Below are 25,855 nucleotides of genomic sequence, written 5' to 3' on the forward strand. Positions count from 1 at the left end.
AAACCTGCAACGCCGAGGTTGCAGGAGATGGTCATGTTTTCACGTCGCCAGATTCTCGCCGGTGCCGGCGCGGGCTTGATCGCCGCACCCGCGATCCTCCGCGCCCAGCAGCTGTTCACCGCCTTCCCGTTCCGGCTCGGTATCGCCTCGGGCGATCCGAGCCATGACGGCTTCGTGATCTGGACTCGGCTCTGCCCCGATCCATTCGAGGAGCATGGCGGCATGCCGACCGGCCCGGTCGATGTCGACTGGTTCGTCTATAAGGACGAGGGCATGAAGCGGGTCGCGCAGAAGGGCGTCGCCACCGCCCGCCCCGAACTGGGTCATTCGGTCCATGTCGAGCTGGGCGGCCTCCAGCCCGACCGGCCCTATTGGTACCGCTTCGCGATCGGCCGCGACAGGACGCAGCTCGGACGCGGACGCACCCTGCCCGTCCCCGGCGGCCCGCTCGGCCAACTGCGCTTCGCCGCCGCGGGATGCCAGAATTACGAGGATGGCCTGTATACCGCCTATGCCCATCTGGCGCGCGAGGACGTTGCCTTCGTCTGGCATTATGGCGACTATATCTACGAGGACCGGCCCCGGCAGGTGAACTACGAACGCGACGGCAGCCCGCGCGTCCATGTCCGCGACCATATCGGCACCGACTGCTATACGATCGGCGACTACCGCCGTCGCTACGCGCAGTACAAGATGGACCCGGACCTGCAGGCCGCGCACCGGATCGCGCCCTGGTTCACCACCTATGACGACCATGAGATCGCCGACAACTGGACCTCGACCGTCAGCCCCTACCAGCCCGATCCGGCGCTGTTCGCGATCCGACGCGCCGCGGCGATGCAGGCCTATTACGAGCATATGCCGCTGCGGAGGAGCTCGATGCCCGATGGCGGCGCGATGCAGCTCTATCGCCGGGCACGCATCGGCGACCTGCTGACCACCCATTTCCTCGACACCCGCCAATATCGCAGCCCCCTGCCGTGCAAGGGCGGGTTCGAACCGGCCTGCCCCGACGTCGCCGATCCCAGGCGGACGGTGCTGGGCGGCGCGCAGGAACAGTGGCTCGATCGCGGCCTGCGCGACGGCGGCACCCGCTGGAACCTGATCGCGCAACAGGTGATGATGATGCCGCTCGACCGGCAGACCGAGGCGGGCGGCGGCGAGATCCGCAACCTCGACAGCTGGGCCGGCTACGACGCCGCGCGCGAGCGGATGGCCGCGACCTTCGCGGGACGCGGCGACGTGATCGTCATGACCGGCGACGAGCATCAGAATTTCGCGGGCGAACTGCGCCGCCATGGCGGCAAGGGCGATGTCGCCGCGCCGGAGTTCGTGGTCAGCTCGATCAGCTCGGGGGGCGATGGATGGGTCAAGCCCGAGATCCAAGCCCGCATGCGCGCCCATAATCCGACGCTCCAATATATGAGCGACAGGCGCGGCTATGCGCTGTGCGAAGTCACCCGCGACCGGTGGCAAACCCAGTTCCGAGGGGTCGACCGGGTGACGACGCCTGGTGGCGACATCGCCACCCTCGCCACCGCGACCGTCGAGCGCAGCAATACGGCGATCAGCCTCTCCTGACGGAGCGGCGCTTCAGCCGGTCGAGCACGCCCCGTTTCCAGGCATCGTCGGCGGTCGGCCAGTCGATGATCTCCTCGATCGTGCGCAGGCATCCCCGGCAATAACCGCTCGCCGGATCGATCTGGCAGACCTGGTTGCAGGGGGATTCAACCGCCATGGCAGTGCCATCGGCGATCTGCCAAGGTTGGACAAGCCCGACGCGATCGGCATCCCGAAATTCACTTGCGTGGATCCGTCTCCCTGCGCTGGCATGACGACAATGTGCAGAGGTCCCGCGAGCACCGGAACAGCGAGGAAGCGATTCAGGCGGCCAGCCCCCTAAGCAAGCCGGTCGACAGGACCTGCGGCAGCGTCTCCACCCGACCGTCGCGATGATAGAAGAGGTAGAGCGGCACGCCGGAACGGCCCTGCGCTTCCAGGAAACGGCCGATCGCCGGATCGCCATTGGTCCAGTCCCCGACCAGCACGGCGACCCCGCCCTCGGCGAAGGCCTCGCGCACCGCCGGCCGCTCGATCGCCGCCTTCTCGTTGACCTTGCAGGTCAGGCACCAGTCGGCGGTGAAATAGACGAACACCGGCTTGTGCTCGGCCTGGAGCGCGGCGAGACGGGCCTCGCTGAACGGCTCGCCCGCATCCTTGTCGGTTGCGGCCGCCATGGCCGGACTGCCCGCGGCAGGGGTCAGCAGCAGCACCGCGCCCGCCGCCGCCAGTGCCGGAAGTACCGGTATCCAGCTCAGCCGCTTGCCCTGTGCCTGCCGCATGCCGACCCACCAGAGCGTAAGGCCCAGGAGCAGCGCCACCCCGATCCCCTGCACGAGGCGATCGACCCCCGCCTGCTGCCCCAGGACCCAGGCGAGACCGAGCGCGGTGGCGAACATCGGCACCGACAGGATACGTCGCAGCCGGTCCATCCACGCCCCGGGTTTCGGCAGCAGACGGCGCAACCCCGGCACGAAGCCGATCAGCAGGAAAGGCAGCGCCAGCCCGAGCCCGAGGCCCGCGAACACCGCGATCGCGGCCGCGGGCGGCAGCAGCAGCGCAGCACCGACGGCGCCCGCCATGAACGGACCGCTGCACGGGGTCGCGATCAGCGCGGCCAGGACGCCAGTCCAGAAGGCCGGAACGGCGCCCCGCCCCTTGGTCATCGCCTCGCCGATCCCGACCACCCTGAGCTCGAACAGACCCGCGAGGTTGAGGCTGATCGCGGTGACGAGCAGCAACAGCGCGAACACCATCCGCGGGTCCTGTAGCTGGAAGCCCCAGCCCGCTGCGGCGCCGCCCGCGCGCAGCGCCAGCAGGGCAGCGCCCAGCGCCATGCAGCTAAGGACGATCCCCACCGAATAGGCCACCGCCTCGATCCGCGCCTGCGCGTCGGTCTCGCCCGAGCGGGCGAGGCTGAGCGCCTTGAGGCTGAGGATCGGGAAGACGCAGGGCATCGCGTTGAGGAGCAATCCGCCGAGCAGGGCCCCGCCCACCGCGAGCAGGAAGGTCCGCAGGCTTCCCCCACTCGACTCGTCGCCCGGTCCCGCGATCGGCACGCCGGCCGCCGGGACCTTGCCGGGCCGGGCAGTCAGCATCAGTCCCCGGTCGGGACCGATCGCGATCAGCCCCTCGATCGCGGGCACCTGCTGCGGGCTCCGCGCCGCCTTGAGGTCGACGATCAGCCGGTCGCCGCGCCGGCTGATCGCCTGCGGCGCGGCATAGTCGATCACCCCGTCGGTGGCGGGATAGAAATAGGGATCGGCGATCGGGCGACTTTTCGGGAAGGGAATGGCGAGGCGAACCCTGCCCGCGCTCGCCTCGAAGCTCGCCGCCTGGCCGAGCGGCATCGGCAGCCTGGCGCGCCATCGGTCGAAACGCGCGCGCGATGCCGCCGTCACCGCGCCGTCGCCGACCGTCAGCTCGATCGCGACCGGCCCCTGCTCGGGGACACAGATCGTCGGCGAGCAGGCCAGCCAGCGCGCCTTGCCCGCGATGCGCAGCGGCGTGCCGGAAGGCAGCCCCTTCGGCACGGTCAGGGTCATCAGCAGCGCATAGGGCCGCTCATAGACATAGTTCATCAGCCCCGCGACGATCAGCCGCTGCGGCACCGGATAGCGCGGCGGCCCGACATCGGCCCCACGCGGCAGCGTCCAGGCGATATCGGCGGGCGCACCCGCATCCCCGGGGTTCTGCCAATAGCCGTGCCAGTCCTTCTCCGGCGCCATGCTGAGCGCCAGCGTGACCCGGCTGCCGGCCGCCGGGCGCAGGGTCTCCGCCTCCAGCGTGGCGCGAATATGCGCCGCCGGGGCGGCCGTCGCGCCGGCCGCGACCAGCAACAGGGCGATGCACAGATGAATCAGGCGGCCGATCGATGTCATGCCCGGCTTATGGCCCCATCGGCGGCGCGCGGGAAGCACCGTCAGATCGAGCGTTCCTCCTCATAGGCATAGCCGTCGTCGACCCGCCGGAAGCCCTTCGCCTGCAGGATCTGCTCGACCCGCGGCATCGTCGGCCGAAGGAACAGGCGAACCTTGAACTTGCGCGGCGACAGGATCGTCACCTCCTCCTGCTCGCGCCCGCTGGGGCTCGCCAGGTCGAAGGCGAGCTTGCCGTCGCGGCACAATGCGGGACCGCTCATTTCGCTCGGCAGGCCGACCATCGGCAGCGCGCCCGACATATAGGCCCGAACCTGGCCACTCGCGTCTGCGCATTCGCCGCCCGGGAATCGCGCCTTGAGCCCGTCGGCAATCAGGGTGACGTTGCCGATGGGTTGCGGACCCGCGACCGCCGGCATGCCGATCGTGAAATCCTCGATCCCGGCGCCGCCGAGGCCGTAGCTGAACACGCCCTTGAGCCGCGACACCTCGTCGGTGCCGGCGATGTTCAGGCGGATGCGGCCCTTGCTGACATCCTCGAGCGACAGCTTGCTCGTCATGTCGCCCAGCTCGATCTTGGCGAGCCGCGCGTCATAGAGCTGGCCCTCCCAGAGATTGCCTTCGACCTGCGCGGCTTCGAAGCCGACGCGATCGAGCTGGAGCAGCTCGACCGCGGTCTTGAGCGGAATGAACGGTATCGCCGCGACGACCGCCGCGATCGCCAGCAGAAACAGCAGAATCGTCTTCATGTGCCCCCTCCGTACCCCTTACGCCATGCCTGTCAGCGCCCGCCTGCGAAGCCGTGCATGCGCTTCGCCCATTGGAAGCCGATCACCGCCCCCTTGACCGGCTGGATCATCGCCAGCGCCATGATCAGCGCCAGACCCGGCCAGAGGCTCATGTCGAGCCACATCGGCAGGTCGTAGCGCATGTTGACCGCGACCAGGATCGGCACGAGCACATGGCCGAGGATCAGCACGACCAGATAGGCTGGCATGTCGTCGGCGCTGTGCAGCGTCCAGTCCTGCCCGCAGGCCGGACAATGCGAAACGGGTTTCAGGAAGCGGCCGAACAGCCTCGCCCCGCCGCAGGCCGGGCATTCGCCGCGCAGGCCGCGCAACAGCGCCGAACGCAGATCGCGCTCGCCGATCGAAGGTGACTGGTTCATGCGGCCCCCATAGCAGATCGCCGCCCGGCGCGAAGCAGGAAGTCGCGGCCCTTACCGATGTTTAATGTCGTTGACCGGGACGCCGCCGCTGTGGCAATCGGCACGAACCGGGCGGGTGTAGCTCAATGGCAGAGCAGAAGCTTCCCAAGCTTACGACGAGGGTTCGATTCCCTTCACCCGCTCCAGCGCTTTCGCCTTGATAATCAGCCATTTTTTCCACCCTCCACGATAAGTAGCGCAGGGGCCTGCGCGGTAAAAGTGCGGTAGAACGCTCCGGGCGTCAGCTTCTCGATCTCGTCTATGATCGATTCCGTCGCGGCCAATGCGAGGCCCAGATTCGCCGGATCGGGGATCGCGTAGATGTCGCTGATGCTGCTCTTCACATGGCCTAGCATCATCTCGCCCTGACGCCAGCGCTCCTCGCCGATGCGCCGACGGACGATCGTCGAGATCGATCGCCGGATCAGCTTGGGGCCGGCCTCGCGGTCGCCGGGAAGGCCTAACTCGGCGCGCATCGCTTCCCAGGTGGCTCGGATGGAATCGACCGCCATGTAGCGATCACCCATGGCGTCGAGAAACGGCGCGAACTGTTTCGCGACCGGGATGCGGCCGCGATACTTCCGGGTCTGCCGGCGCCCCGGCGGATTGAGATCGAGCACGCCCGCGGCGGAGACCCATTGCCCCTTGCCCAGGTCGAATATTTCCTCGGGTCGTGCCCACGTCGCCACCGCCGCGCGGAGATATGCCAGCAGGTTGGCGCGGTAGCCGATATACACTTCCCGTTCCTTGGGGCTCCGGATGTGCTTCCCGACCGGGTCGAGGCAGAAACGGAACATGGCCGCGATCGTGGCGACGTCGGCCCGATAGGTCGGCGAGGCGGCGACGTTCTTCGGCTGTTCGTTGGAGAACTGCGCGTCCTGGCCCGGCGTCGCGTTGATCGCCGCGGCGAGTTGCAGCACGCATCCCTCGATCGATCCGAGCGAGCGCGGGCGGGTGGTGCTCCCTTGAACGACCGGCTTGTCGGCCAGCCATTTGCGGAAGCCGTCGATCCAGCGTTGGTCGATCTGCGCGCAGGTGACGGTCGGGTTGGTCGCAATGGCATAGTCGACCGCGTGCGCGAGGCGGTTCCTCGTGGCCCTGTAGCCTACCTTCGCCTCGCTCAACAGCAGATAGTCCCCGATCGCAGCGACCAGCATGGGGCTGGTATCGCCATCGAAGGGACGGCCGCAGGTCTCGCAGAAGCGCTGGCCATTGTCCTTCAGGTAGAGCCGGTCGAGCTCTAATTTGGCCTGCCCAAGATCGACTGTACCCGCTGAAGCGCTTCGTTCGCGTCCTGCGGTGGCATCGTACCAGACGATTTCATGGTTTCGGCCAGGCCGGGCGTAGAGTTTGAAGTCTCCGCGTTGGTAGAGCGGCTTCGGGCGTTTCGTGCGCGGCATTGGTCCCTCTGATATTCGGTGGCGCGTTCGGTGAGCACGGCATAAGCGCCGCTCTCGATGAGGAGGTCGATGTCTTCAGGTGTGAGTTGGATGCCGCTGCGCCGGTCGATCTTACGGCTGAGCCGGCGGACGAGATCGGGTAGCGAGGTCAAGATGCCCTCCCCTCATAGATGATCACAGCCTCTTCGTACCCGATGCCGGCGAGCGCCTGGTCGACCGCTTCGGCGACGCTGTCGGCCATGATGGGCCGGGCCGTCACGCCGAGCGAATAGCTGGCGCGGTCGCCGACGGAGCGGATATGGATGCGGCGGCGGGCGTCGGCGTGCGGGATGGTCAGGAGCGGGTTGCTCACCGCTCATCTCCTGCTGGTCCGAGGGCGGCGCGGGCTATCCCCACGCATTCCATGAAAAGGTCTCCGGAAGAGTAGCCCTTGCGCGAATACATTGTCGAAATGCCCTCCAACGCCTCCCCCTGCCGCCGGATAGTCTCTTGGGCGGCGGTGAGGGCGGTCAGGAGCGTGGGGAGGTGCGTGCGTGCGGCTGCGACCAGGAGAGCGTTAGAGAATTCTGTTTCACAAAAATCGCCGGGCGCGCCGTTTTCAATGGTGGCGACCAGATACCCAACCTTTCCACGCATGGCAGAAATGCCACAGCGAAGCTCGTCAGATTCTACGATCCCCTTGAACGCCTCCCATGGTCCCGGCGTGCTCTTCTCCAGCAACGCGGTCAGCTCGGCACACAGGGCCGCGATGTCGGTGGTCATGGGGTTCATGCTGCGATCTCCGAAAGCTGCGGCCATGCGCCCCAGCCATAGGCTTCCTTGTCCTCGGTAGGGTGCTTGTCGGTACGGGGGCGACCGGGCGTGTCCCAGCTGCGCCCCTTGACCGACCACAAGTGATACCAGCCTGCCGCACGCAGCGACGCGCCGTCTTCGCTCGATAGAATGTAGGTGATCCCGCGTCGGTAGCCCTTGGCGATTGCAGCTCGCCGTGCCGCTGCGTAGAGCATCGAACACCCGTTCGGATGGCCATGCGTGCAGAGCCGCGTCACCTCCATTGTAAGCCCGTCGTCGAGCGCGCGGGCAACCGGCCGGCCGATCACTGCCACGCCTTGAACGTCCCCGGTCTCGTCATGCAGGCCATGCAGCCAGAGAAAGCCTACCGGCCAGCCATGGTGACGATGGTGTTCGCGGACATAGCTGCGCGCTTCGTCACGCGTGATTGGTCGAAGGTCGACAGCGCCCATCGCCTACGCCTCCTTGCCGGTTCGGGCGGGAGGGGCGGGTTGCCACGCCTCTGGCTGGAGGCTCATCGTCCCATCTTCGTTTGATTCCCAGCAGCATCCGCCTGACCAGCAAGGCGGGTGCTGACCTTCGACTGCGGCCTGCCATTGATCACATGACGTATCGAGGTCGCTCATCGAGGCGCCCGGCTCCAACCGAGCGAGGAACGTCATGTCGCCGACGCGGACGCGAACAACGGTCTTGTAAGGCGCCGTCTCGATCGGCTGCCACACATCGGGATCGCTTGGAGGGGAGAGGGTGGCGAGGTTCTCGATCACGCTGTTGATCAGTCGATAGCAGCGGGTATCGGACATACCTTCCTTCCGCAGCACGTTCCAGATCGCGATGCGAAGCTGGCCTTCGTCCCCGCCCGTCGCGGCTGCTGGGGTGGGGTGGCCGGCAAGCTCCCGCCGAACATCATCGCCGCATGCGCAGTCGCAGATTGACCGCGTCGTCGTGACGTTCTCTCCGGTCCAGATACCGCCGCCGACACTCTCGATATAGCCGCTGTCGTCGCACTTTTCGCAGCTATCCCCCTCACCGGAGGAAGGGCCTTGCAGGGCGGCGAGAACGATCGGCATCACCGCATCGACTTGCCACTCGGTCAGCGTCCGCTCACCCTTGTAGCCCTGTGTCGCACCCGGATCAGCTATCGCCGAACCGATCTGCTTTCGCAGATCCCGCGCCTTCTCTTCACCGGTCATGGTTTTTCCCCGCAATAGCCCGCAACCAAAAGATCAGGCGATGCCGCCAGCAGGGCCGGTAAGAGCCTCCATAAGGAGAGAACTGTCCGCATTGAGCGCATCTATAGCCGCCCATCACCGACCCTCCCCAGCGCTCTGCCCCTGGCGGATGGCGGCGGCCTCTGCGGCAAGCTCCTGCGATGCGTGGAAGATGCCCATAAGGACGCTATCGGGATCGGGGTGATCGGTCGACATAGCGAGGCCAAGACACTTCCCGGCCGTCTCGCCTGCGAATATCTGATATTTCCTGAGAAGCTCCACCACCGCCTCCGCTACCGCTGGTTGTGGGGTGGGGGCGTTCGGCACGAACCGAGCGCCCATCCTCGCAGCTATGCGTTGAACTCGATCGTCAACGTCATCCCCCACCTTCGCCGCCTGGGTATCGATGCGGAGGTCGGCTTCGAAGCGGTCAAAGGCTTCGGCCACATGCGATGATGCAAAGCGACCTATTCGCTCAAGCGCTCCTCTCAATGCCTTGTCGATGGCGTTTTCATCGTTCCGCTTCCATCCTTCGATGGCTGCCGCAGCCGCTTCAGCCATGGCATCAAGCGGTTCATCGCTATGGCAGATCAGGGCATAGAGGTTCGCCACTGCGGGCACGATCTCCGCAGCCTGAAGCGCGTTGTCTGAGGGGCGGTTAGTCATGCTTCGGTCCTTCCCTGCATATGCCGCCGCGGTTCGATCGCCCGCGTCACGCCGCGCAGGATCTCGGCCGCCTCGCGCAGCTTGCCGCGCTGGGGAACGTGCGCTGCCATGGCCGCCGCGTCCGCCAGGTCCAGCGCCTCGGCGATCGCGTTGTTGAGCCGGTCGCAGCCGCGCGCGAGGACGATGTTGTCGTCGACCGCCATGGTCTGTTCGTCGAGCGCGAGCTGCCGCTGCTGCGCGTCGAAGTCGCCGCCGCGCTGATATTCCTCCATCGCCCAGGCGACGCACTCGGCATGGGTCGACTTCATCAGCAGCGCCTTCCTGTGCTCGGGCTTTTTCTCCCGGCGCGCGGCCTGTCGGGCGAGATCGGCCCAATGCAGAATCGTCGGCGGGGTGAGGCTGTCGCCGCCCTGAAGGAGAAAGAACGGCTCGCCCGGCTTGAGCGTCTCGAACGCGTCATATTCGCCGGGGCGGTCCTTGGTGGAGAGGAGGGGTTCGTCGGTCATGCTGCGATCCGATCGATGTTCTGGCGGACGACACGGAAGGTAAGGGCAAGGATTTCTGGGTTGTCCTGCCAGCGCTCGCCATCGGCCGGGTGGAGGCTGTCCCACAGCTCGCGATAACTGGTGACGGGCGATCGGTTCGGCACGGACGCATGCGGATGCGGCTTGCCGTCCGCATAGGTCTCATAGCTTTTCCAAGCTCGCTCGCCGTGCACGTCGACCGGCTCGATGCCTTCGGCGATCGCGTCGACCTGGTCTATGTCATGCAGCCGCTGGAAGCGAACCTCCTCGATGATCAGCGTCAGGCGCGAGGCCCAGCGGGGCATATGAATGGAGGGGCGATAGCGGCTGGGGAGGAAATCCCAATCACGATCATCGTGCTTCGTGAACGCGGCAGCTTCGACCGCTTGGAATGATGGCGCGACCACCTGCGCGGATCCGCCGGCCTGAAAGTCGATCCAACCGAGCATGTCGGCCTCGTCCCAACCTTGAGCCGCTTCTGGCGATACGCGCCAACTCTCCCGCACATAGAGCCGATCGCCGACCTCGCACCGACGAAGCGGCGACGACGCGAGCCGGCGCGTCTGCGTCTTCCGGCCGTCGAGAAGCGCGCGGACCATCGGGCCCGAGAAGATGATGGGGCGGTCCGTCATGCCGGGATCCCGTCGTGCTGGACGCCATCGAGCAGGCGGCCGGCGCGCTTCTTGCCGATCTGATACATCCATTGGTACCCCACCGGCGCCGCATCTGGATCGTCCAAGGTGGCGTGGAACGCGGCGAGGGCCTCACGATCGACCTCAATCGCTCGCGAGTTATGCGCTTGGCGGCTTGCCACGCGGCGGGCGTGTTCAGCGACGCTGAAATCCTCCATGCAAATGCGCCCGTCTGCGAGTAGGCCGAGGCCGCGCGACCGGGGGAATTGGCGCTCCCGCTTTTCCGGTCCATGGCGGTAAATATCTACCGATCCGGTCGGCGCCCATTCGCCCCATTGCTTGAACAGGAACGGCACCCCCGCCGCCGCGCACTGGTCGCGCAGGCTCCGCGCCCAATCCGGATGCATCGGCCGCGCGCCGGGACCGCTCTCGCCTCCGACGATGACCCAGTCCAAGGCTGAAAGCCATTCGTCGCGCAGCACGACCCTGCCCAGGAGCGGCTCCATCGACAGGCCTATCCATGGGATGCCCAGTTTGCGCTTGAGCTCGATCAGGCGCGGAATGTCGCGATCGGCCTCGTCCTGGTTCACGACGGAAATCATCAGGCCGGCATGCTTCGGCCACGCGCCGGCGCCGATCGCCGCCAAGCGCTTCTCGACGACCGATATCCGCTTCGTCACGATCTGGATGGCAAGCCTGTCGCAAGCGACGATATGGCCCCACGCCTCGGCAAACCAGTCGATCGGAACTTCGGTGTCGAACAGGTCCGACATGGACTGGATGAAGACGCGACGGCGCGGCGTCACATTGAACCCGCCGATATGGTGATCGGCAGCCCACCACGAATAGCCGTTGTGCAGCTTGTAGAGGAGCTTCACCGCACCCTTGATCTTCCGGCGCACGGCCCCGAGGCCCCACGCCAGGCCAGTGCGCTTGGCCCACGCCTCGGCATAGCAGTGATCGCAGCCGGGACCGACCTTGGTGCAGCCCCACCAAAAATTGACGGTGGCGTCGGTCCATTCGATCTTGCTGTTCTCACCCATGCTTCATCTCCCGATATTTCTGCGCCGCCACCCCAAGCAGCCCGATCCAGCGCCAGTGCATCACCGAGCACTCGTCGATCGCCGGGGGCGGCGTCAGCAGGTCGCGGGCGCGGTAGGCGATCGGGAGCGGGGGGCGGCGATTACGCACGAGCCACCCTCCCCGCGTCCCGCGCTGCGTTGAGGCGGGCCATCGCCGCGTCGCTGCCGCCCCTATCGGGATGGAAGGATGGAGCGAGCCGCCGATAGGCCAACTCGATCGCTTCGAGATCGGCGTCGGCCGTCAAGCCCAGCACCTGCCACCACTGTTCCGGCGCCGGGAGCGCCTCGAATCCGGTGAAGGCCCGATCGAGCATGTCGGAGGCGCCCCAGCGCTCGATCCCACGCATCGCCTCGATCGTCTTGCCGATGGCGCGCATGTTGTCGTGCAGCTGGTAGAACTGGTCGCAGGCGAGCACGACGGGCTTGCCCTTACGTTTGAAATAGACCGCGACGCCCGGATCGCCCCAACGTCGGGTCATCGACGGAGAGCCGTCTCGGTTCAGCGGCTGATCGGTCGACACGATGACCTCGCGGGCGCCGAGCCGGGACAACTCGTCCATCATCTCCAGCTTCGCCTGGACCGGCGTGACCTTGAAAGCCGCGTCACGGCGCGAGCGGGCGCGCGGCCAGCCTGCCGGCCAGTGAAGGGGATAGGCTTGGGTCATTTCCCCTTCCGCAGCGCCGCCGACCGCCGGTCCGCAGCCTCTTCCACCCGCGCGGCCTGGTCGTCGTCGAGCAACGCAAGGTCGGTGTCGCGCATGAAGGCGTCGAGGTCGGCGAGCAGCTCCTTGCTGTTGATCTCCGCGATCAGGTCGTCGGCGGCGTCGACGGTGGTGTGCGCTTCGCCGCGCTGGTCGTCGGCGGGGCCCTGCTGGACCTGGTCGTCGTCTTCATCGGTCGGAAGCTCGCCGGTCTGCGGGTCGGCACCGGCTTCGGCCGCATCGATCTCCTGCTGCGTCGGGCCGGCGAGTTGCGGCGCATCGGGCTGGACGCTGAGAACATGCGCCGCCGATCGGGCCGCGATGCTCTCGTCGGTCGCCTCGACGTCGATCAGATCGCCCGACATCGGAAGCGTCTTCGAATGGCGACGCATCACCGTCTTGCGGGCCATTTCACCGAACCAATCGACCCAAGGCCCCTTCGGCGGGATAGCCTTGCCATCGCGCGTGGTCTTGTTGACCGCGCCCGTCTGGCTGGCCTGCCGGACCTTGTTGATCTCGCTTCGGCGCATGACCTCGAACGACTTCGTGCCGTCCTTCATGGTCGCGACCGAATAGGCGGCGACGATGTTCTCGTCGGCGAGGTCCTCGTCCGAAAGCTCGAGCATCGGCCTATGCCGCAGCATCGCCTCGGTACCGGCTTCGAAGATGAAGGCCCCCTCCTCCGCCTCGCGCCGATAGACGACGTTGGTTTCGAGGGAGCTGATCTCGCCCGATTGCAGGATCTTCTTCCGCAGGCCGAACGCCATCGGCATGTATTGCGCCTGGACGACGGTGATCCATTGGCCGCCCGGATCCTTTTTCCGGGTGTTGAACGTGACGATCGCGGCCTCGCGGCCATCGGGAAGCAAGCCGTCCTGCGCCGCCTTCATGCAGCTGGTGATCAGGCTGCCGCGATCGGCCTTGAGCAGGTCGGGATTCGACTGCGCCGCGGTCATGATGGTGCGCTGGAACTTCTCGGGAGTGATATGCGCCGGCAGCGCCATCTTGAAGTCGTCGGTCCGGTTGGTGAGCGATCGGCGCAGGACGTCATATTCGTTGGGCATGCGCTGCGGCGCGACGGCGCCGGGCTGCTGGCGGGTGGCAAGCTGGTTCATGGATATCTCCGGGGTCAGTACGGGATGGCGTCGGTGTCGACGCTGGTGCTCGCCGCCGCGTCGCCGAGCGCGCCGAGGTCGGCCGGATCGGCGACATCCTCGACGCGGCCGATGATCGGCTTGCAGGCGAAGGGCGGCGCTTCGTCGCTCACCGAGACGACGGTGACGCGCTTCCAGCCATCCGAGCGATTATCGGGCACCTTCACGCGATCGCCGGGGAACAGGTCGGGCCCGTCCCACGAATAGGTATAGGACCGGGTGTCGGTGTCCTTGAACTTGACGGCTACGAACTTGGTCATCAGTCGATCCTCGCGATTGAATGGGAGCCATCGGGCTGGATCACGGCGACCCAAGCCCCGTTGAAAATGATGATGCGCTCTTCGCGCAGGCTGGCTTCGGCGATCGCAGGAATGGCGGGGTCGCCGGGATAGGTGATCGTCATCTTGTCGAGATCGACCGCGAAGCCCTTGAACTCACGCCAGCCACCGCCATGCTGATACCAGCGATCGATCTGAGCCGCGGCGCCCAACGGACTGTGCTCAGACAGCCACGCCGGAATGTCGCCGAGCAGGTCATGATCGGAGCAGCCGATGCGGACCTTGTGGTTTGCCGCGACGGGGGTGAGGCTAAAGTTGACCATCAGCGATTGCTCGCCTTGATGTCCGACCAGACGCGGACGCCCTCGATCTCGCGGACGCCGCCGCGCACCTGGTTGGCGACGGCCTTGTCGATCGCCTCGCGGACCTTCTCGTTCTTGGCGAGGCCGGCGGCGATGAACGCAACCTCGTAATCCGTGACCTGGCTAAGCCATACCTTGGTGCCCGACACGGCCGCGCCGAAGTCGCCACGGATGATTTCGCGCTCGGGCTCTATGGCTGGCGGCGGAGGGGGCGCAGGCTCGAACGGCGTGACGCTTACGGCCTCGGTCTCGGTGCTGGATGCTTCGGCGGCCGCTTTCTGCCGCTCCCATTCCTCGCGGCGGCGCGCCTCTTCCGCCTCGCGCGCCCGGCGAGCCTCAGCCTGCCGGCGCCGGTCCTCCTCTCGCAGAAACGCGGCCTGCTTTGCTTCGACCTTCGCCTTGGCAGCGCTGAGGGGGCCGGCCTGCTCGTTCTTCGCGGCGTCCACCGCGCGGCCGGCGGCGAGGTACGGAGCCTTCGTCGTCGTGTGCGCGTCGTCGACCACCTTCTGCGCGGCGCGGATCTGCTTCACGAGGTCGCCGCACTTGCCGGCGGTCACCTCGTCGGTGGCGACGGCGCGATCGCTGGCGGCGATCAGGTTCTTGACCCGGTCGCGGAAGCCGTCGCGCTGATCGAGCACCTCGTCGAAGGCTGCGCGCGCCTCGATATCGAGCGGCGGGCGGTTGTGACCCTGGACGCTGCCGGCGGCCTGCGGGGCGGCGGGCTTCGTCGGCCAGGGCTTCACATCATCGAACTTCGTGGCCATCAGATTGACTCCTCTGCGCTAACGGGGGTCGGAAGGGTGTCGTCGCCATCGGGCGCAGCGGCGGGCGCGACATATTCGTCGACCTCGGCGAACTCAGGCGGCTCGGGCTGCGCGATCATCGGCAGGGGCTTGAACTCGCCTGCGATCACCACGTCGGTATCGACGACGGCGAGCATGATGGCGGCGCGAGCGATCGCCATTTCGACGACCTCGCGGGTCGCCTCAGGCGTCAGCTTCACCGTGACGTTGTTGTACGACAGGTCACCGATCTGGAACGTGACGGAGCATTCATAGCCTTCGCCGTATTTCTCGGTGCCGATGGCGACGTTCTTCACTTTGAGCATCGTGGCTCTCCTCAGAATGGGATCGGGGTGTGGTTGGGATCGGCGCGACGGGTCGGATCGGCGACCACGTCGTGGCCCTCCGCCGCGCCCCAGCGCTGCAACTCCACAAGGCGGCGCGCCTCGGCTTTGTCGATCGGATCATCGGCGCACTGTGGCCAGACGCGATCGAGCGGGATGATCTCGCCGTTCGCGGTTGCCTGCCAGCGGTGGGACCGATCGAGGACTCGCGCCGTCGTCGGATCGTCCGCATGCTCGTGGTTGAGCGGCGGGCCGAACCAGACCCGAATAGCCACCCAGACCGCGCCCGATCGCAAGCGCATGCGGTAATAGCCGGCGATCGGCATGTCCGGATCGAAGCCGGCGACGGGCGCGGCGGGCGCGACGGGCGCGGCGTAGATCAGGTCGGGGCGGCTCACCGGCCCTGCGCCCCGTTGGCGTCGTCGCGCTCCGAAGCGACGACGCTGGGGGTTTTCGGCTTGATCGGAGCGGCCGGCGGGGAAGTTCGCGCCCGGTGGTCGCGCAAGGTGATCTGCACCGCCCACAGACACAGCGAGATGATGCCGAGCGAGACGAGCAGGCTGGGGAGTTGGGCGAGCGTCACAGCCCGCACGCCTTCGCGATCAGGTCCAGCGACTTGCCGGTCAACTCGCGCTCCTCGGCGAGGACGATCGCCTGCGCTTCGAGGATCGAGTTTTCCAGCGCCGCGCCGCGGTAGCCGTGCGGATCGTTCGCGGTCGTGCAGGACAGCAGCTCGCGGTCCATCCGCGCGATGTCGGCGATGTGGGCCGCGAGGTTGAGCCGGGCGCGCTCGGTCTCGGTGAGGGCGAAGGGCGCGTTCATGCCGCTACCCTCCCCGGCCCCATGTCGACGACGTCGGTCAGCGGGACGTCATAGCGATACGCCACGATCGTGTTGCGCGGCCGCCCGGCGCTATCGAGACCGGGCGTCCAGAACTGCGCCCTCCATCCGGCGGCGTAGGGGTGCTGGGGCTCGGAACCGTCGGCGAACCGGACCCAGACCATGGTCGACCACGGCTCGGGGCACGGGCCGCCATGGTGGGCGATCCAGCCATCGGCGGCGATCAGTTTGGTTTGGGCGTTCATGATCAGGCCACCTTCTCGGCAGCGTGTTCGGACTCATCCTCGACCGGCGCATAATCCTTCAGCGCCTCGGTCGAACGAAGCTCGATGAACTGGATCAGCAGGCGATATTGCTGGCCATCGGGGCTGTCGCCGTGCCGATCCTGTACCGCAGCACCGAACTGTTCGAGCGAGCCCGAGAAGCAGCCGCGCGAGACCATGACGGTCCGGTCCTTCTGGAGAAACCAGCAGAGTGTGCCGTTCTCGCTGCCGACGCAGGAGAACCATCCGAGATGGTTGCAACGGTAGACCCACGCGTCGCCGTAGACCCGCGCGTCGCCGTCGACCCACGCGTTGCCGTCGACCCACGCGTTGCCGTAGACCCACGCGTTGCCGTCGACCCACGCGTCGCCGTAGACCCGCGCGTCGCCGTAGACCCGCGCGTCGCCGTCGACCCGCGCGTTGCCGTAGACCCGCGCGTTGCCGTAGACCCACGCGTTGCCGGAGACCTGCGCATTGCCGTCGACCCACGCGTCGCCGTAGACCCGCGCGTCGCCGTCGACCCACGCGTTGCCGTAGACCCGCGCGTTGCCGTAGACCCACGCGTTGCCGGAGACCTGCGAAAGGTTCTCCTCCTTCTCGACATAGCCGCCGGTGTCGCCGGCAGCGATACCGAGCGCGGTGATCGCCACCAGTGCGCGGATGCGGAACAGCGTGCGACCGTCCCATGTCTTGACGGTGTCGTCCTTGACGAGCTCGTAGCGCTTTGTCGGGGCGGCGGTCTTCGGAGTGTGGGCCATCTCTCATCCTCGATGCGGCGCCGCGACCCGAGGGGGCATGGGTCGCGGCGCCTGGAGCGCCGGTCGATCCCAAGGGGTTGGATCGATCGGCGTTGAGGATGAAAATAGCTATGTTTCGTAGCGCGTCAACAACAAATGTAGCGTGGCGCTATATTTTGTACCATCCCTTCATGGGGCGCGGCAGCGCGCAGAGCGCGGACTGCGCTGGATGAGCCAGCTTCACGATTGGATTGGTGGTTGAGCCGAAAAGCCGGCGATGGCTTTTTCGTGACTGTTCAGGATATTTTGGAATGGCAGTAGACCGGTGCCAACTACTTTCTATAGCAGTTAAGCGAAATCTCTCCGTAATCTGCCGCCTCTTCGTCAAGAAGAGAGCCGTCACCATAAACAAAAGTTTGGAATCCGACGTAGCCTCCAAACCGATTTTTAGCGTTATACTCTCCGCATACGAGAGGCCCGATCTGACTACGGTGGACACCAACGTTGCGATATTGGGCTGAGCTTGGATCTAGAAGAGTTTCAGCTAAAGCGGCCTTAGCTTCCGCAATGATCGCCATATTGGGATTGGCACGCGGCTTAGGTTTAGCAAACGCCTCTGAACACAAAAGCGCCGCTATAACTATAAATCCCTTGCGAACCATATTGCCCTGCCCTCAATCGTGATGTCTTCGGCATCTACTTCAATCGGTGTGTCGTTCGGATTCTCCGATATCACAAGCACCCTATCGCGGCCGGCGGGCCGCAATTTCTTGAGCCCGTGAGCACCATATAGCGTAATCCAATAGTAGCCGTCGATGCGGCTTAATGTTCGGTCCGTGGTGTCGACCAAGATGCGGTCGCCAGTATAGAACTTCGGCTCCATGCTACTGCCGATGCCCCGAACCATCCGGAGCCGATGATATGGGGCGCGAGTGATCGAGCGGAGAAGTCCTATATCGAATTCGACCGGCTCGCTTTCGACGAAGTCCTCGATTGGCGTACCTGGCCCCATAGCCAGCGAGAGATCGAGAGAGGTTATGGGGGCAGTTTCTCCTTGTGAAGCATTGATCATTGCAGGGAGGTCTGGTTCCCGGCCACCCTTCCGCTTCGGAACAGTCGGTGCGACGCCACCCCTCAATAACCAGTCGGTAGGGATGCCCAAGAGCCCAGCAAAATGCGAGGCATGCTTGGCGAAACCGTTCTGGTTGTTCTCATATGCACGGTAGGTCACCCGCTTGATTTTCGCGACATCCGCGAAATCTCCGGCGTCTTCATAGCCGGCCTGCAAGCGAGCCCACCGAAGACGAGACCCCGCCGATTCGAATTCGTTGATCCTCATGTGCAGGACATCGCACGAAGCCGCGCTACAAATCATATTGCTATGGCGTGCTACGTTTGATAGCGTATCGGCGCTATGGACACTTCCAACATCATTCATGAGCTTGGTGGCGCGAAATGCGTTGCCGAAGCCATGCGCGCCCGCTCGGTTGATGTCGCCGATGTCACCGTTCGATCCTGGACCCTTAGGGGCCGATCCATCCCGGCGAAATATTGGGTGCATATCGCCGCCATCGCCTCTGAGCAGGGCAAGTCGATCTCTTTCGAACGCCTTGCGCAGAACGCGGCCGCACCCGCCCAAGGCGCGGCGGCATGAGCGTGCACCCGATCCTCCGCCAGCAGCCGGGGCTCGCGCGGCTTCCGCGCCATGTCGGCCGTCGGTCGTGGCGCGAGCTGATCAACAGCAAGGGGGTGCGCCTGGAGCTCACCCCGCGCGACACTCCCGCCGAGCTCATCGCGCTCGACATCACTGAAAACGGTGTGGGCGTGGCGAAGGTCGACGCCAGCGGGCGTCATTCCGCATTGGCTATCCACGGCGCCCGTATGGCCCAAGAACTGGCCGGCGTGATCACGGACTATGCGCGCGACCACGTAGACAACCTCAAGCGAACAGCTTTTCCGCTTCATCAATCGCGGTCTGGAGAACCTGATGAATGAGGTCGTTGGTTCTTCGGTCGGAATAGACCTTTTCGATGCTGTCACACACGATAGATCGCATCTCAGCTCGACTATTCTTGTTCCTGACCAGATGGGACACAAGCGCGCGGATCGCGACGCCGTGTGCGAGGGCAAGCCCCTCGACGCGTGCCATTCGTTGTTCCAGTGGCGCAGCCATGTCCATTCCTTTCGTGTCGGAGTCGCAACCAACACGATAGCCGAACCGGCGGCGGGTTCCAGTTCCCGCCGCCGGCGAGGGCTGTCCGCATGACCACCCTCGCCTGGATCTTCGTTGCCGCCTTCGCGCTCGCCACCATCCTCGGTGCCGCATGCTGCTGGCTGCTGAACTTCGCCACCGAGCTGCACTTCGACGACGCCGATGGCCTGTCCGACGCCGAGGCGGCCGAGCTTCACCATGTTCGACAGGAGGATTGAATGACCCGGCGTCAACGCGAGCTGCTGGTCTTCGTCGCCGGCTATCAGGAACGAAATGGCGGGATATCGCCGAGCTGCAGCGAGATGGCTGCCGCCTTGGGCCTGGTCGCGAAGAGCAATGCCATTCGCTTGCTTGACGCCCTTGAGGAGCGCGGCTTCATCCGCCGTGTAAAGAACCGGGCTCGCAGCATTGAAGTCCTCCGCCCGGCGCCTGCACTGCCCAGCGCCACCGTCGCGCCGCCCACGGAAGCCGAGCGCGTCATCCCGATCTACGCGCTGGACGCCCGGCCGACCGCCGCCACGGACCGCTATCCGTTTCTGTCGCACCGGACCTGCGCGGAATGGGGTGATCGTTCGCTTCATGGGCAGGCTGCCTAAGCCATGGCCACACCGGACATCCACCCCCGTTACCGCAGCGTTTCCGGATCTAAGCTGATCGAGACGATCGGCAAATCGCTCAAGGCGATCAAGGCCGCCGATGGCCTGACCTATGCCGAGCTCGGCGAGGAACTGGGCAAGAGCGGCGACATGGCGGAAGCCTATCGCCACGGTACGTCCGAAATGTCGATGACCACCTTCCTGCGCGGCTGCCAGCGCTGGAATGGCCGCTTCGCCAACGCCACCTTCGCGATGCTCGGGCTCAAGCTGGTCCCCCTCGACGGTGAGCATCTCTGCGACCGCAAGGCCATGACGATCGTCATGCGCGCGCAGGTCGCGATGGCCGAAAATCTCGAGGACGGCGTGCTCGAGGACCACGAGCTGGTCGAGGACCGGGAATGGATCGAGGCCGCTGGCGCGGTCTTCGACGGATGGCGCCAACGCCTGGCGCAGATCGACGGGAGGCACATGTGACCCACCACATCGACCACCACCGCAGCGGCCCCATCGTCCGCCACGAGCCCACCCACCGCCGCGAGCGCGACGGATCGTGGAGCTTCACCGACGGCGCCGTCCGCGACATCCGGGAGCAGGCTGCCGAGAAGCGGCGCGAGGGATGGTCGACGCGGCGATCGCGCGCTGCCGCGGCCGCGCGGTCGCTGCGTCCGGAATTGGGGTTGCCGGCGTGACGCCTGACAATCCTCGCCCCCACTGCCAGAACGTCGACGCCTGCGTCGCGAAGAAGCCGACCACGCATTGCCGGCGCTGTTCGATCATGCGGATCGCCAACGACCCGGCGATGGAGCAGCGCCGCCTCGATCGCGTCCGCGCGCTGTACGAAGACCCTGAATATCGCGCGGCGCATATCGCGCGGCTTTGCGAGGTCAACAGGCGGCCGGAGATCCGGGCGAGCCGGGTCGAGCATGGCAAGCATATCCACGCGACGGTTCTCAGCCGGCCCGACGTCCGCGCCAAGAGCCAGTCGCCGGAAGCTCGCGCCCGCGCGGGTCGCACGCGCAGCGAAACTGTCCTTTCATGGTGCCCGCCCGAGAAGCGCGCCGAGTACATGCGCCTCGTCAAATGGAAACATATCCCCGCGGCCGAAGCGCGGCGGATGATCGAGGCCGAGCTCGGCATCTTCACGCCCGAAGAAGAGGGGCGCCGGATCGTCGATCGCATCACGATCGAGATGCACATGCGCGATGCGCGCCGGAAAGTGCAGGCGTACTGATGAGCCAGAACCGCTCCTCCGCCGTGATGCAGCAGCGCCACGAGGCGCACGACTCGCTCGACGACTTCCCCACTCCGCCGTGGGCAACGCGCGCGCTACTCACGTTCCTCGACGAGCAGGGATTTGACCTCTCCGGGATGACCTGCCGCGAGCCGGCGGCGAACCGGGGGCATATGGTGGCGCCGCTGCGAGAAGTGTTCGGCCATGTCGAAGCGGCCGACGTCCACGACTATGGCGTAGGGTTTCCGGTCGAAGATTATCTCTTCCCCGGTGCGGATGCCTTCCCGGTCGACTGGACTATCACCAATCCGCCGTTCCGGTTGGCCGAACAGTTCATCGAGTGCGCCTGCGCAACAAGCCTAGTCGGAGTTGCGGTCATCGTCCGCGCCGCCTTCCTGGAGTCGGTCGGCCGCTATGAGGCGCTGTTCTCGAAGAACCCGCCAAGCTTCGTGCTGCAGTTCAGTGAGCGCGTCGTCATGCACAAGGGACGGCTCGCGCCTGAGGGATCGACCGCGACCGCCTATGCTTGGCTGGTCTGGATCGAGGGCGAAGACGACACGCGGCTGAGATGGATAGCGCCATGCCGGAAGCGCCTCGAGCGCGATGGCGATTATCCGGAGGTAGCCGCTTGATGACTGGCATCTCACCTCACGAGGGGTTCGAACTCCATATCCTCAAGCGCCTGGCGCGCGGCCCGGACTGGTCGCAACGGTTCCCGCGTCTCAAGCCGGTGATCGATCGGTTGCAGGACCAGGGCCATGTCGAGCGCTATCCCGCGCCCGGCGCCAAGGTGCCGCTGATGATCAGGATCACGGCATCCGGTGAGGGCCGGCTCGCCGCCCTGCGCCGAAAGGCTGCCGCATGATCGGCGGCTCCGTCCAATTGAGATCCTACCGGCGCGCGCGCCGCGACGGCCTCGCGACCGAGGAAGCCGCGACCCTCGCCGGCATCTCGATCGGCGAGGCGCGGCTGCACGACCAGGATGACGCGAAGAACCCGCCGCCGCCTGAGGCCTACGAACCGATACCCGCGCCGGCCGGGACCGCCGGCACCATCACAGAGGAGCCAGAAATGGCGAGACCGAAGAAGCAGAGCGGAACGGTGAATGGCGAAGTGCCCAAGCCCGATCCCGCGCTCGCGGTGAAGATCTACCGCGAGGACATCAAGCCGGCGCAGGCCCGTGTGGGCGAATATGCGCAGGAGCAATCGACCGCCTACAAGGCGATCAAGAAGCAGGCGCATATCCAGCCCCAGGCGGCCAAGCTCGCGTTCAAGCTCGACGGCATGGAAGAGAGCAAGCGCGACGACTATCTGCGCTGCCTGCGCGGCCTCCTGACCGAGCTCAAGATCTTCATGCCGTCAGACCTGGTCGACGCGGCGGAGGGCAAGAGCACCGGCGGCGACGTCATCCCGACCGGCGAGCGGCCGCGCCCGAAGCTGGCGACCGTCGGCGGCACTGCGCACCCGATCGACGATTCCGACCTCGCCGGTGGCGACGAGCCCAAGGCCAGCGCCGACGAAGACGAAGCCTGGGTCGTGTTCGATCCCGAGGCGCAGCTCTACATCGACCAGACCGGCAAGGACTGGTCCGCCTTCGCGGATTGCGGCCGGTTCACCAAGGCCCGCGCCCAGGAGATCATCGACAGCTTCGGTGACGACGCCGACGGGCTGCAGATCGTCGATTCCGCCGGCCCGCTGCCTGGTCCCCTCGTGTCCGAGGCGGCTGAATAGCCCATGCGGACCATCTTCCTCGATCTGTCCAAGCGCTCGGCAGGGTACGCGTGCTGGGGCCCGGGTGATCCCCGGTGCGTCTCCGGCGCGTGGATCCTGGGCAGTGAATTCACCTCCGACGGGCTCGTCTATTGCAAGCTGCACGAGAACCTCTCGGACCTGCACGCGCTTGGGCGGATCGAGGCCATTTTCTGGGAAGAGCCGCTCGACGCGCGCGTGCTTAGCGGCCACACCAATATCGATAGCCTGCGCGTGCTGAACGGCCTCGCCGCGCATGCCGCGAGTTGGGGCGAGGCGATGGGCTGCCGGATCGTCAAGGCGGTCAACATGACCGTCTGGCGCCGCTTCTTCATCGGCGCGATGCCGCGGGCGACGAAGTCGGCCGACCTCAAGCTGATGTCGATGCAGCGCTGCCGCCAGCTCGGGTTCAAGCCGGCCACGCATGACGAAGCCGAAGCGATCGGCGGGCTCTCCTATGCCTGCGATCAGCTCAACCTCTCGCCGCCGTGGCGCGACGCGCATCTCTTCGGCGGGCGGACCGTGCGCGAGGGGCGGTTGTGAGCCGCGTGGCCCTCTTCCCCTCCACCGATCCCGACCGGCTTTGGGAGCGCTACGCCGTGCTCGCGCGCGCCATCATGTCCGACCAGACCAAGCTGATCGACCGCGATCATATGCAGGCGATGGCCCGCGCCCATGATGAATGGCGCGCCGCCTTCCTGGCCAGCGAGAGGCGCGCATGAGGAACCTGCAGGCCGTGCCGTCGAACGACGGCGAACCCTATCCCGAGACGCTGTACAGCTACGACACCGAGGCGGCGCTCCTCGGCGCTGTGATGCTCGAGGCGCGCATGGCCGACATGATCGGTGAGATGGTGGCCCCGGCCGACTTCTATTACCCGTTGCACGGCAGGATCTTCGCCGCCGTGCTGAACGAGGTCGCCAACGGCCGCCAGCCGTCACCGATTCTGCTGCGCAACCAGTTCGTCGACGACCCCGAGATCGCAGGCTATGGCGGCCCCGGCTACCTCACCAACCTGACAGGATCCGGCGCGGCGATCGTCGGTGCGAAGGACTTCGCCCGCTGCATCGCCGACCTGGCCAAGCGCCGCCGCCTGATCGACCAGATGCGCCTCCTGTCCGACGACGTCATGACGCAGGTCGACAAGCCGGTTGAGGAGCTCATCGACGGGCTCGACGGTGCCATGGCAGACGCCCTGCAAAAGAACGAGAGCGCCACGGCCGCGTCGATCGCCGAGGCATGGGACGCCACGATGCGCGAGATCGAGGACGAGGCCGCCGGCCGCGCGCCGCGAGGCATCGAGATCCAGCGCCTCCCCGACTGGAACGACGTCGTCGGCCCGATGCGCGGCGGAGAGGTCACTATCCTCGCCGGCCGCCCCAGCATGGGCAAGACGGCCGTATCGCTCGCCGTGACGCTAGGAGCCGGCCAGGCATCCGCGGGAGCCCTCTTCATCAGCCTGGAAATGGAAAAGAAGGAGTTGATGAAGCGGGCGATCACCGACCTGATCTACAAGCACGGCGAATCCGCCAGCTTCGACCATGTCCAGAAGGGCAAGTTCAACGCCTTCGACCGGCAGCGCATCGCCGATGCCCGCGCCGCGATCGATAACTGGCCCGTGCAATTCTACGACCCGTCGACGCTACGCATCGGGCGCCTCGCGATGACGATCCGCCGCTATCAGCGCCGCATGGCCGGCAAAGGCCAGCAGCTCAAGGTGGTCGTGATCGATTATCTCGGCTTGATCCAGCCCGATAATCCCAAGGCGAGCCGCTACGAACAGGTCTCGGTGATCAGCCGCACGGTGAAGCAGATCGCAAAGGAATGCGGCGTTCACATCGTGATGCTTGCCCAGCTGAACCGGCAGGTCGAGCAGCGCGAGGACAAGCGGCCGATGCTGTCGGACCTGCGCGACGCCGGCGATATCGAACAGGACGCCGACAACGTCATCTTCCTCTACCGCGAGCAATATTATCTCGAGCGCGCCGAGCCGGACCCGTCCGACATGAAGAAGCATCCGGCCTGGGAAACATCCATGGATGCGGCGCGCGACCGCGTGGAGCTTATCTCCGCCAAGCGCCGCAACGGCAGCATCGGCAGGCGGACATGCTGGTATTTCGCCGCTCATCAGGCGGTGCGTGGTTCGCGTTTCTATCAGGACATGAATGTATGACGGATCTCCCCGCGCCCTTGACACCGCCCGACTGCGACCTGCGCGGGCTCAAGTTCATGCCGCTCGACGTCCAAATGGTGCGCGACAGCTCGCTCACCGCCAAGGCCCCGACGGAAGCATTTCGCGCGGCTGTGATCCTGTGGTGCGCCGCCTGGCAGCAGGTGCCCGCGGCCAGTCTTCCGGACGATGACGAGGAACTTGCGCACCTTTGCGGTTATGGTTTCGCGCAAAAAGAGTGGAAAAAAATCCGAACATGGGCGCTGCACAAGTTCGTGAAGTGCAGCGACGGCCGACTATATCATCCCGTCATCGCGGAAAAAGCCATCGAAGCCGGCGGCCGCCGCGGCGAATGGAACGAGAAGAACGACACGCGCGCGGAACGCCAGAAACGCTGGCGCGCCCGGCAAAAGGAGCTTTCCGAACTGCTCCGCGAGCGCGGCGTAACGCCTCCCAAGGGCGCCTCGCTTGAGACGCTTGAGCGTCTACTTGGAGACGCACATGTAGACAGCGATGTAGACGCCAAGCCGTCTACATGCCCGTCTACCGTAGACACGGGAGAGATGCGTAAGACAGGGACAGGGACAGGGACAATACCCCCTACCCCCGTGAAAGCCCCGTCTACGCCACCGATCACCGATCGCCTTCACCGGGTGATGGAGGAGGGCCGGTTCACATCCCCGCCCAATGACGGGAAGCTCATCGACGAATGGCTCGCGGCCGGTGCCGACTTCGACCGGGATGTGATCCCGATCGTCCGCACCGTCTCGCAGCGGATGATCGACGCTGGCCGGGGACCGTTCAAGCTCAAGGCATTCGACGCCGCGATCCGCGAGAAGCTGGCCAACGACGATGCCGAGGTCCAGCGGTTGAACCGGACCGCGGAACGCTTGCGGCGGGATGCGGCGGCACAGGCGGCTGCGGATGCGGCGCAAGCTGCCGATGAAGCGCGGTGGGCGCAGCAGGCGGGGGGACGATAGGGTT

42 protein-coding genes and 1 tRNA gene are annotated in these 25,855 nt (G+C 66.0%); 16 read left to right on the plus strand and 27 right to left on the minus strand.

Going from position 1 to position 25,855, the window contains the following annotated elements:
* Window positions 1-33 precede the first annotated feature (33 nt).
* Window positions 34-1,581: an alkaline phosphatase D family protein gene (locus tag ASE22_RS00245; protein ID WP_056353345.1), complete on the plus strand. Its 1,548-nt coding sequence runs from the start codon at window positions 34-36 to the stop codon at window positions 1,579-1,581.
* Here ASE22_RS00245 and ASE22_RS25935 read toward each other — a convergent pair.
* The 4 genes from ASE22_RS25935 to ASE22_RS00260 all read right to left on the minus strand — a co-directional run bounded on the left by ASE22_RS25935 (window position 1,568) and on the right by ASE22_RS00260 (window position 5,106).
* Window positions 1,568-1,738 carry a DUF1289 domain-containing protein gene (locus ASE22_RS25935; protein WP_082545740.1) on the minus strand — a complete coding sequence of 57 codons (171 nt, stop codon included), beginning with the start codon at window positions 1,736-1,738 and terminating at the stop codon, window positions 1,568-1,570. The two genes, ASE22_RS00245 and ASE22_RS25935, sit on opposite strands and share 14 nt — an antisense overlap.
* 145 nt (window positions 1,739-1,883) lie before the next feature.
* Window positions 1,884-3,941, minus strand: coding sequence for a protein-disulfide reductase DsbD family protein (locus ASE22_RS00250; RefSeq protein WP_056353349.1), 2,058 nt, complete (start codon window positions 3,939-3,941; stop codon window positions 1,884-1,886).
* 41 nt (window positions 3,942-3,982) lie between these two features.
* A complete protein-coding gene (gene gspN / locus ASE22_RS00255) occupies window positions 3,983-4,687 on the minus strand; it encodes a type II secretion system protein N (RefSeq protein ID WP_056353352.1) in 705 nt (234 codons plus the stop codon).
* Window positions 4,688-4,719: 32 nt separating this feature from the next.
* Entirely contained in the window at window positions 4,720-5,106 is a 387-nt protein-coding gene (locus tag ASE22_RS00260; protein ID WP_056353355.1) for a DUF983 domain-containing protein, read from the minus strand.
* A 111-nt stretch (window positions 5,107-5,217) separates the two neighbouring features.
* Here ASE22_RS00260 and ASE22_RS00265 point away from each other — a divergent pair.
* Window positions 5,218-5,291: transfer RNA gene (locus ASE22_RS00265), tRNA-Gly, on the plus strand.
* A gap of 18 nt (window positions 5,292-5,309) precedes the next feature.
* Here the strand turns inward: ASE22_RS00265 and ASE22_RS00270 are convergent.
* The 23 genes from ASE22_RS00270 to ASE22_RS00370 form a co-directional block, all read right to left on the minus strand.
* Window positions 5,310-6,545 carry a hypothetical protein gene (locus ASE22_RS00270; protein ID WP_056353358.1) on the minus strand — a complete coding sequence of 412 codons (1,236 nt, stop codon included), beginning with the start codon at window positions 6,543-6,545 and terminating at the stop codon, window positions 5,310-5,312.
* Between the two features lie 148 nt (window positions 6,546-6,693).
* On the minus strand, window positions 6,694-6,897 hold the full coding sequence (locus ASE22_RS00275; RefSeq protein ID WP_056353363.1) for a hypothetical protein: 204 nt from the start codon (window positions 6,895-6,897) through the stop codon (window positions 6,694-6,696).
* Complete coding sequence (locus ASE22_RS00280) at window positions 6,894-7,307, minus strand: hypothetical protein (protein ID WP_156397410.1); 414 nt, start codon at window positions 7,305-7,307, stop codon at window positions 6,894-6,896. The genes ASE22_RS00275 and ASE22_RS00280 overlap by 4 nt, the downstream gene beginning before the upstream one ends.
* A 5-nt stretch (window positions 7,308-7,312) precedes the next feature.
* Window positions 7,313-7,789 (minus strand): XF1762 family protein, encoded by a 477-nt coding sequence (locus ASE22_RS00285; RefSeq protein WP_056353369.1) that lies wholly within the window; start codon window positions 7,787-7,789, stop codon window positions 7,313-7,315.
* A gap of 3 nt (window positions 7,790-7,792) precedes the next feature.
* Window positions 7,793-8,530 (minus strand): hypothetical protein, encoded by a 738-nt coding sequence (locus ASE22_RS00290; protein ID WP_056353371.1) that lies wholly within the window; start codon window positions 8,528-8,530, stop codon window positions 7,793-7,795.
* Between the two features lie 114 nt (window positions 8,531-8,644).
* Window positions 8,645-9,214: a hypothetical protein gene (locus ASE22_RS00295; RefSeq protein WP_056353374.1), complete on the minus strand. Its 570-nt coding sequence runs from the start codon at window positions 9,212-9,214 to the stop codon at window positions 8,645-8,647.
* Entirely contained in the window at window positions 9,211-9,720 is a 510-nt protein-coding gene (locus ASE22_RS00300; protein ID WP_056353378.1) for a hypothetical protein, read from the minus strand. The genes ASE22_RS00295 and ASE22_RS00300 overlap by 4 nt, the downstream gene beginning before the upstream one ends.
* The gene (locus ASE22_RS00305; protein WP_200933256.1) at window positions 9,717-10,337 is read right to left on the minus strand and encodes a hypothetical protein; all 621 of its coding nucleotides are present in this window, start codon (window positions 10,335-10,337) and stop codon (window positions 9,717-9,719) included. Before ASE22_RS00305 ends, ASE22_RS00300 begins: the two co-directional genes overlap by 4 nt.
* Window positions 10,338-10,366: 29 nt before the next feature.
* Entirely contained in the window at window positions 10,367-11,413 is a 1,047-nt protein-coding gene (locus ASE22_RS00310) for a DUF5131 family protein (RefSeq protein WP_056353386.1), read from the minus strand.
* Window positions 11,406-11,561 (minus strand): hypothetical protein, encoded by a 156-nt coding sequence (locus tag ASE22_RS26505; protein ID WP_156397412.1) that lies wholly within the window; start codon window positions 11,559-11,561, stop codon window positions 11,406-11,408. Before ASE22_RS26505 ends, ASE22_RS00310 begins: the two co-directional genes overlap by 8 nt.
* Window positions 11,554-12,117, minus strand: a complete 564-nt coding sequence (locus ASE22_RS00315) for a DnaJ domain-containing protein (protein WP_056353388.1) — start codon at window positions 12,115-12,117, stop codon at window positions 11,554-11,556. Before ASE22_RS00315 ends, ASE22_RS26505 begins: the two co-directional genes overlap by 8 nt.
* Complete coding sequence (locus ASE22_RS00320; RefSeq protein ID WP_056353391.1) at window positions 12,114-13,268, minus strand: recombinase RecT; 1,155 nt, start codon at window positions 13,266-13,268, stop codon at window positions 12,114-12,116. The genes ASE22_RS00315 and ASE22_RS00320 overlap by 4 nt, the downstream gene beginning before the upstream one ends.
* A gap of 14 nt (window positions 13,269-13,282) precedes the next feature.
* A complete protein-coding gene (locus ASE22_RS00325; RefSeq protein ID WP_056353393.1) occupies window positions 13,283-13,567 on the minus strand; it encodes a hypothetical protein in 285 nt (94 codons plus the stop codon).
* The gene (locus ASE22_RS00330) at window positions 13,567-13,908 is read right to left on the minus strand and encodes a hypothetical protein (RefSeq protein ID WP_056353395.1); all 342 of its coding nucleotides are present in this window, start codon (window positions 13,906-13,908) and stop codon (window positions 13,567-13,569) included. Before ASE22_RS00330 ends, ASE22_RS00325 begins: the two co-directional genes overlap by 1 nt.
* Entirely contained in the window at window positions 13,908-14,711 is an 804-nt protein-coding gene (locus tag ASE22_RS00335) for a hypothetical protein (protein WP_056353399.1), read from the minus strand. The genes ASE22_RS00330 and ASE22_RS00335 overlap by 1 nt, the downstream gene beginning before the upstream one ends.
* Entirely contained in the window at window positions 14,711-15,055 is a 345-nt protein-coding gene (locus ASE22_RS00340) for a hypothetical protein (RefSeq protein WP_056353404.1), read from the minus strand. Before ASE22_RS00340 ends, ASE22_RS00335 begins: the two co-directional genes overlap by 1 nt.
* 11 nt (window positions 15,056-15,066) lie before the next feature.
* Entirely contained in the window at window positions 15,067-15,471 is a 405-nt protein-coding gene (locus ASE22_RS00345; RefSeq protein ID WP_056353407.1) for a hypothetical protein, read from the minus strand.
* Complete coding sequence (locus ASE22_RS00350) at window positions 15,468-15,656, minus strand: hypothetical protein (protein ID WP_056353409.1); 189 nt, start codon at window positions 15,654-15,656, stop codon at window positions 15,468-15,470. The genes ASE22_RS00345 and ASE22_RS00350 overlap by 4 nt, the downstream gene beginning before the upstream one ends.
* A complete protein-coding gene (locus ASE22_RS00355) occupies window positions 15,653-15,895 on the minus strand; it encodes a hypothetical protein (RefSeq protein ID WP_056353412.1) in 243 nt (80 codons plus the stop codon). Before ASE22_RS00355 ends, ASE22_RS00350 begins: the two co-directional genes overlap by 4 nt.
* On the minus strand, window positions 15,892-16,158 hold the full coding sequence (locus ASE22_RS00360; protein ID WP_056353414.1) for a hypothetical protein: 267 nt from the start codon (window positions 16,156-16,158) through the stop codon (window positions 15,892-15,894). Before ASE22_RS00360 ends, ASE22_RS00355 begins: the two co-directional genes overlap by 4 nt.
* A gap of 2 nt (window positions 16,159-16,160) precedes the next feature.
* Window positions 16,161-16,934, minus strand: a complete 774-nt coding sequence (locus ASE22_RS00365; RefSeq protein ID WP_056353417.1) for a hypothetical protein — start codon at window positions 16,932-16,934, stop codon at window positions 16,161-16,163.
* A gap of 311 nt (window positions 16,935-17,245) precedes the next feature.
* Window positions 17,246-17,575 carry a hypothetical protein gene (locus ASE22_RS26510; protein ID WP_156397415.1) on the minus strand — a complete coding sequence of 110 codons (330 nt, stop codon included), beginning with the start codon at window positions 17,573-17,575 and terminating at the stop codon, window positions 17,246-17,248.
* Window positions 17,554-18,252: a LexA family transcriptional regulator gene (locus ASE22_RS00370; protein ID WP_162254006.1), complete on the minus strand. Its 699-nt coding sequence runs from the start codon at window positions 18,250-18,252 to the stop codon at window positions 17,554-17,556. The genes ASE22_RS26510 and ASE22_RS00370 overlap by 22 nt, the downstream gene beginning before the upstream one ends.
* Window positions 18,253-18,327: 75 nt before the next feature.
* Between ASE22_RS00370 and ASE22_RS27095 the strand changes: the two genes are divergently transcribed.
* The 14 genes from ASE22_RS27095 to ASE22_RS25940 all read left to right on the plus strand — a co-directional run bounded on the left by ASE22_RS27095 (window position 18,328) and on the right by ASE22_RS25940 (window position 25,851).
* Window positions 18,328-18,567, plus strand: a complete 240-nt coding sequence (locus ASE22_RS27095) for a carph-isopro domain-containing protein (RefSeq protein ID WP_162248271.1) — start codon at window positions 18,328-18,330, stop codon at window positions 18,565-18,567.
* Window positions 18,564-18,908, plus strand: a complete 345-nt coding sequence (locus ASE22_RS26515) for a hypothetical protein (protein ID WP_156397418.1) — start codon at window positions 18,564-18,566, stop codon at window positions 18,906-18,908. The genes ASE22_RS27095 and ASE22_RS26515 overlap by 4 nt, the downstream gene beginning before the upstream one ends.
* Window positions 18,909-19,175: 267 nt before the next feature.
* Window positions 19,176-19,343: a hypothetical protein gene (locus ASE22_RS26520; RefSeq protein WP_156397420.1), complete on the plus strand. Its 168-nt coding sequence runs from the start codon at window positions 19,176-19,178 to the stop codon at window positions 19,341-19,343.
* Window positions 19,344-19,721 carry a LexA family protein gene (locus tag ASE22_RS00385; protein WP_056353429.1) on the plus strand — a complete coding sequence of 126 codons (378 nt, stop codon included), beginning with the start codon at window positions 19,344-19,346 and terminating at the stop codon, window positions 19,719-19,721.
* Window positions 19,722-19,724: 3 nt separating this feature from the next.
* The gene (locus ASE22_RS00390) at window positions 19,725-20,195 is read left to right on the plus strand and encodes a hypothetical protein (protein WP_056353432.1); all 471 of its coding nucleotides are present in this window, start codon (window positions 19,725-19,727) and stop codon (window positions 20,193-20,195) included.
* A complete protein-coding gene (locus ASE22_RS00395) occupies window positions 20,192-20,410 on the plus strand; it encodes a hypothetical protein (RefSeq protein ID WP_056353435.1) in 219 nt (72 codons plus the stop codon). Before ASE22_RS00390 ends, ASE22_RS00395 begins: the two co-directional genes overlap by 4 nt.
* A complete protein-coding gene (locus ASE22_RS00400) occupies window positions 20,407-20,952 on the plus strand; it encodes a hypothetical protein (protein WP_156397421.1) in 546 nt (181 codons plus the stop codon). Before ASE22_RS00395 ends, ASE22_RS00400 begins: the two co-directional genes overlap by 4 nt.
* Window positions 20,952-21,584, plus strand: a complete 633-nt coding sequence (locus tag ASE22_RS00405) for a hypothetical protein (RefSeq protein ID WP_056353440.1) — start codon at window positions 20,952-20,954, stop codon at window positions 21,582-21,584. Before ASE22_RS00400 ends, ASE22_RS00405 begins: the two co-directional genes overlap by 1 nt.
* A complete protein-coding gene (locus ASE22_RS00410) occupies window positions 21,584-21,817 on the plus strand; it encodes a MarR family winged helix-turn-helix transcriptional regulator (RefSeq protein ID WP_056353443.1) in 234 nt (77 codons plus the stop codon). Before ASE22_RS00405 ends, ASE22_RS00410 begins: the two co-directional genes overlap by 1 nt.
* Window positions 21,814-22,683, plus strand: coding sequence for a hypothetical protein (locus ASE22_RS00415; protein ID WP_056353444.1), 870 nt, complete (start codon window positions 21,814-21,816; stop codon window positions 22,681-22,683). The genes ASE22_RS00410 and ASE22_RS00415 overlap by 4 nt, the downstream gene beginning before the upstream one ends.
* 3 nt (window positions 22,684-22,686) lie before the next feature.
* Window positions 22,687-23,244 carry a hypothetical protein gene (locus tag ASE22_RS00420; RefSeq protein ID WP_056353449.1) on the plus strand — a complete coding sequence of 186 codons (558 nt, stop codon included), beginning with the start codon at window positions 22,687-22,689 and terminating at the stop codon, window positions 23,242-23,244.
* Window positions 23,241-23,423 (plus strand): hypothetical protein, encoded by a 183-nt coding sequence (locus tag ASE22_RS00425; protein ID WP_056353451.1) that lies wholly within the window; start codon window positions 23,241-23,243, stop codon window positions 23,421-23,423. Before ASE22_RS00420 ends, ASE22_RS00425 begins: the two co-directional genes overlap by 4 nt.
* A complete protein-coding gene (locus ASE22_RS00430) occupies window positions 23,420-24,874 on the plus strand; it encodes a replicative DNA helicase (protein WP_056353453.1) in 1,455 nt (484 codons plus the stop codon). The genes ASE22_RS00425 and ASE22_RS00430 overlap by 4 nt, the downstream gene beginning before the upstream one ends.
* Window positions 24,871-25,851, plus strand: coding sequence for a DUF1376 domain-containing protein (locus tag ASE22_RS25940; protein WP_082545742.1), 981 nt, complete (start codon window positions 24,871-24,873; stop codon window positions 25,849-25,851). The genes ASE22_RS00430 and ASE22_RS25940 overlap by 4 nt, the downstream gene beginning before the upstream one ends.
* Window positions 25,852-25,855: the final 4 nt, after the last annotated feature.

The sequence above is a fragment of the Sphingomonas sp. Root720 genome (genome assembly GCF_001428605.1).
Lineage (GTDB): Bacteria > Pseudomonadota > Alphaproteobacteria > Sphingomonadales > Sphingomonadaceae > Rhizorhabdus.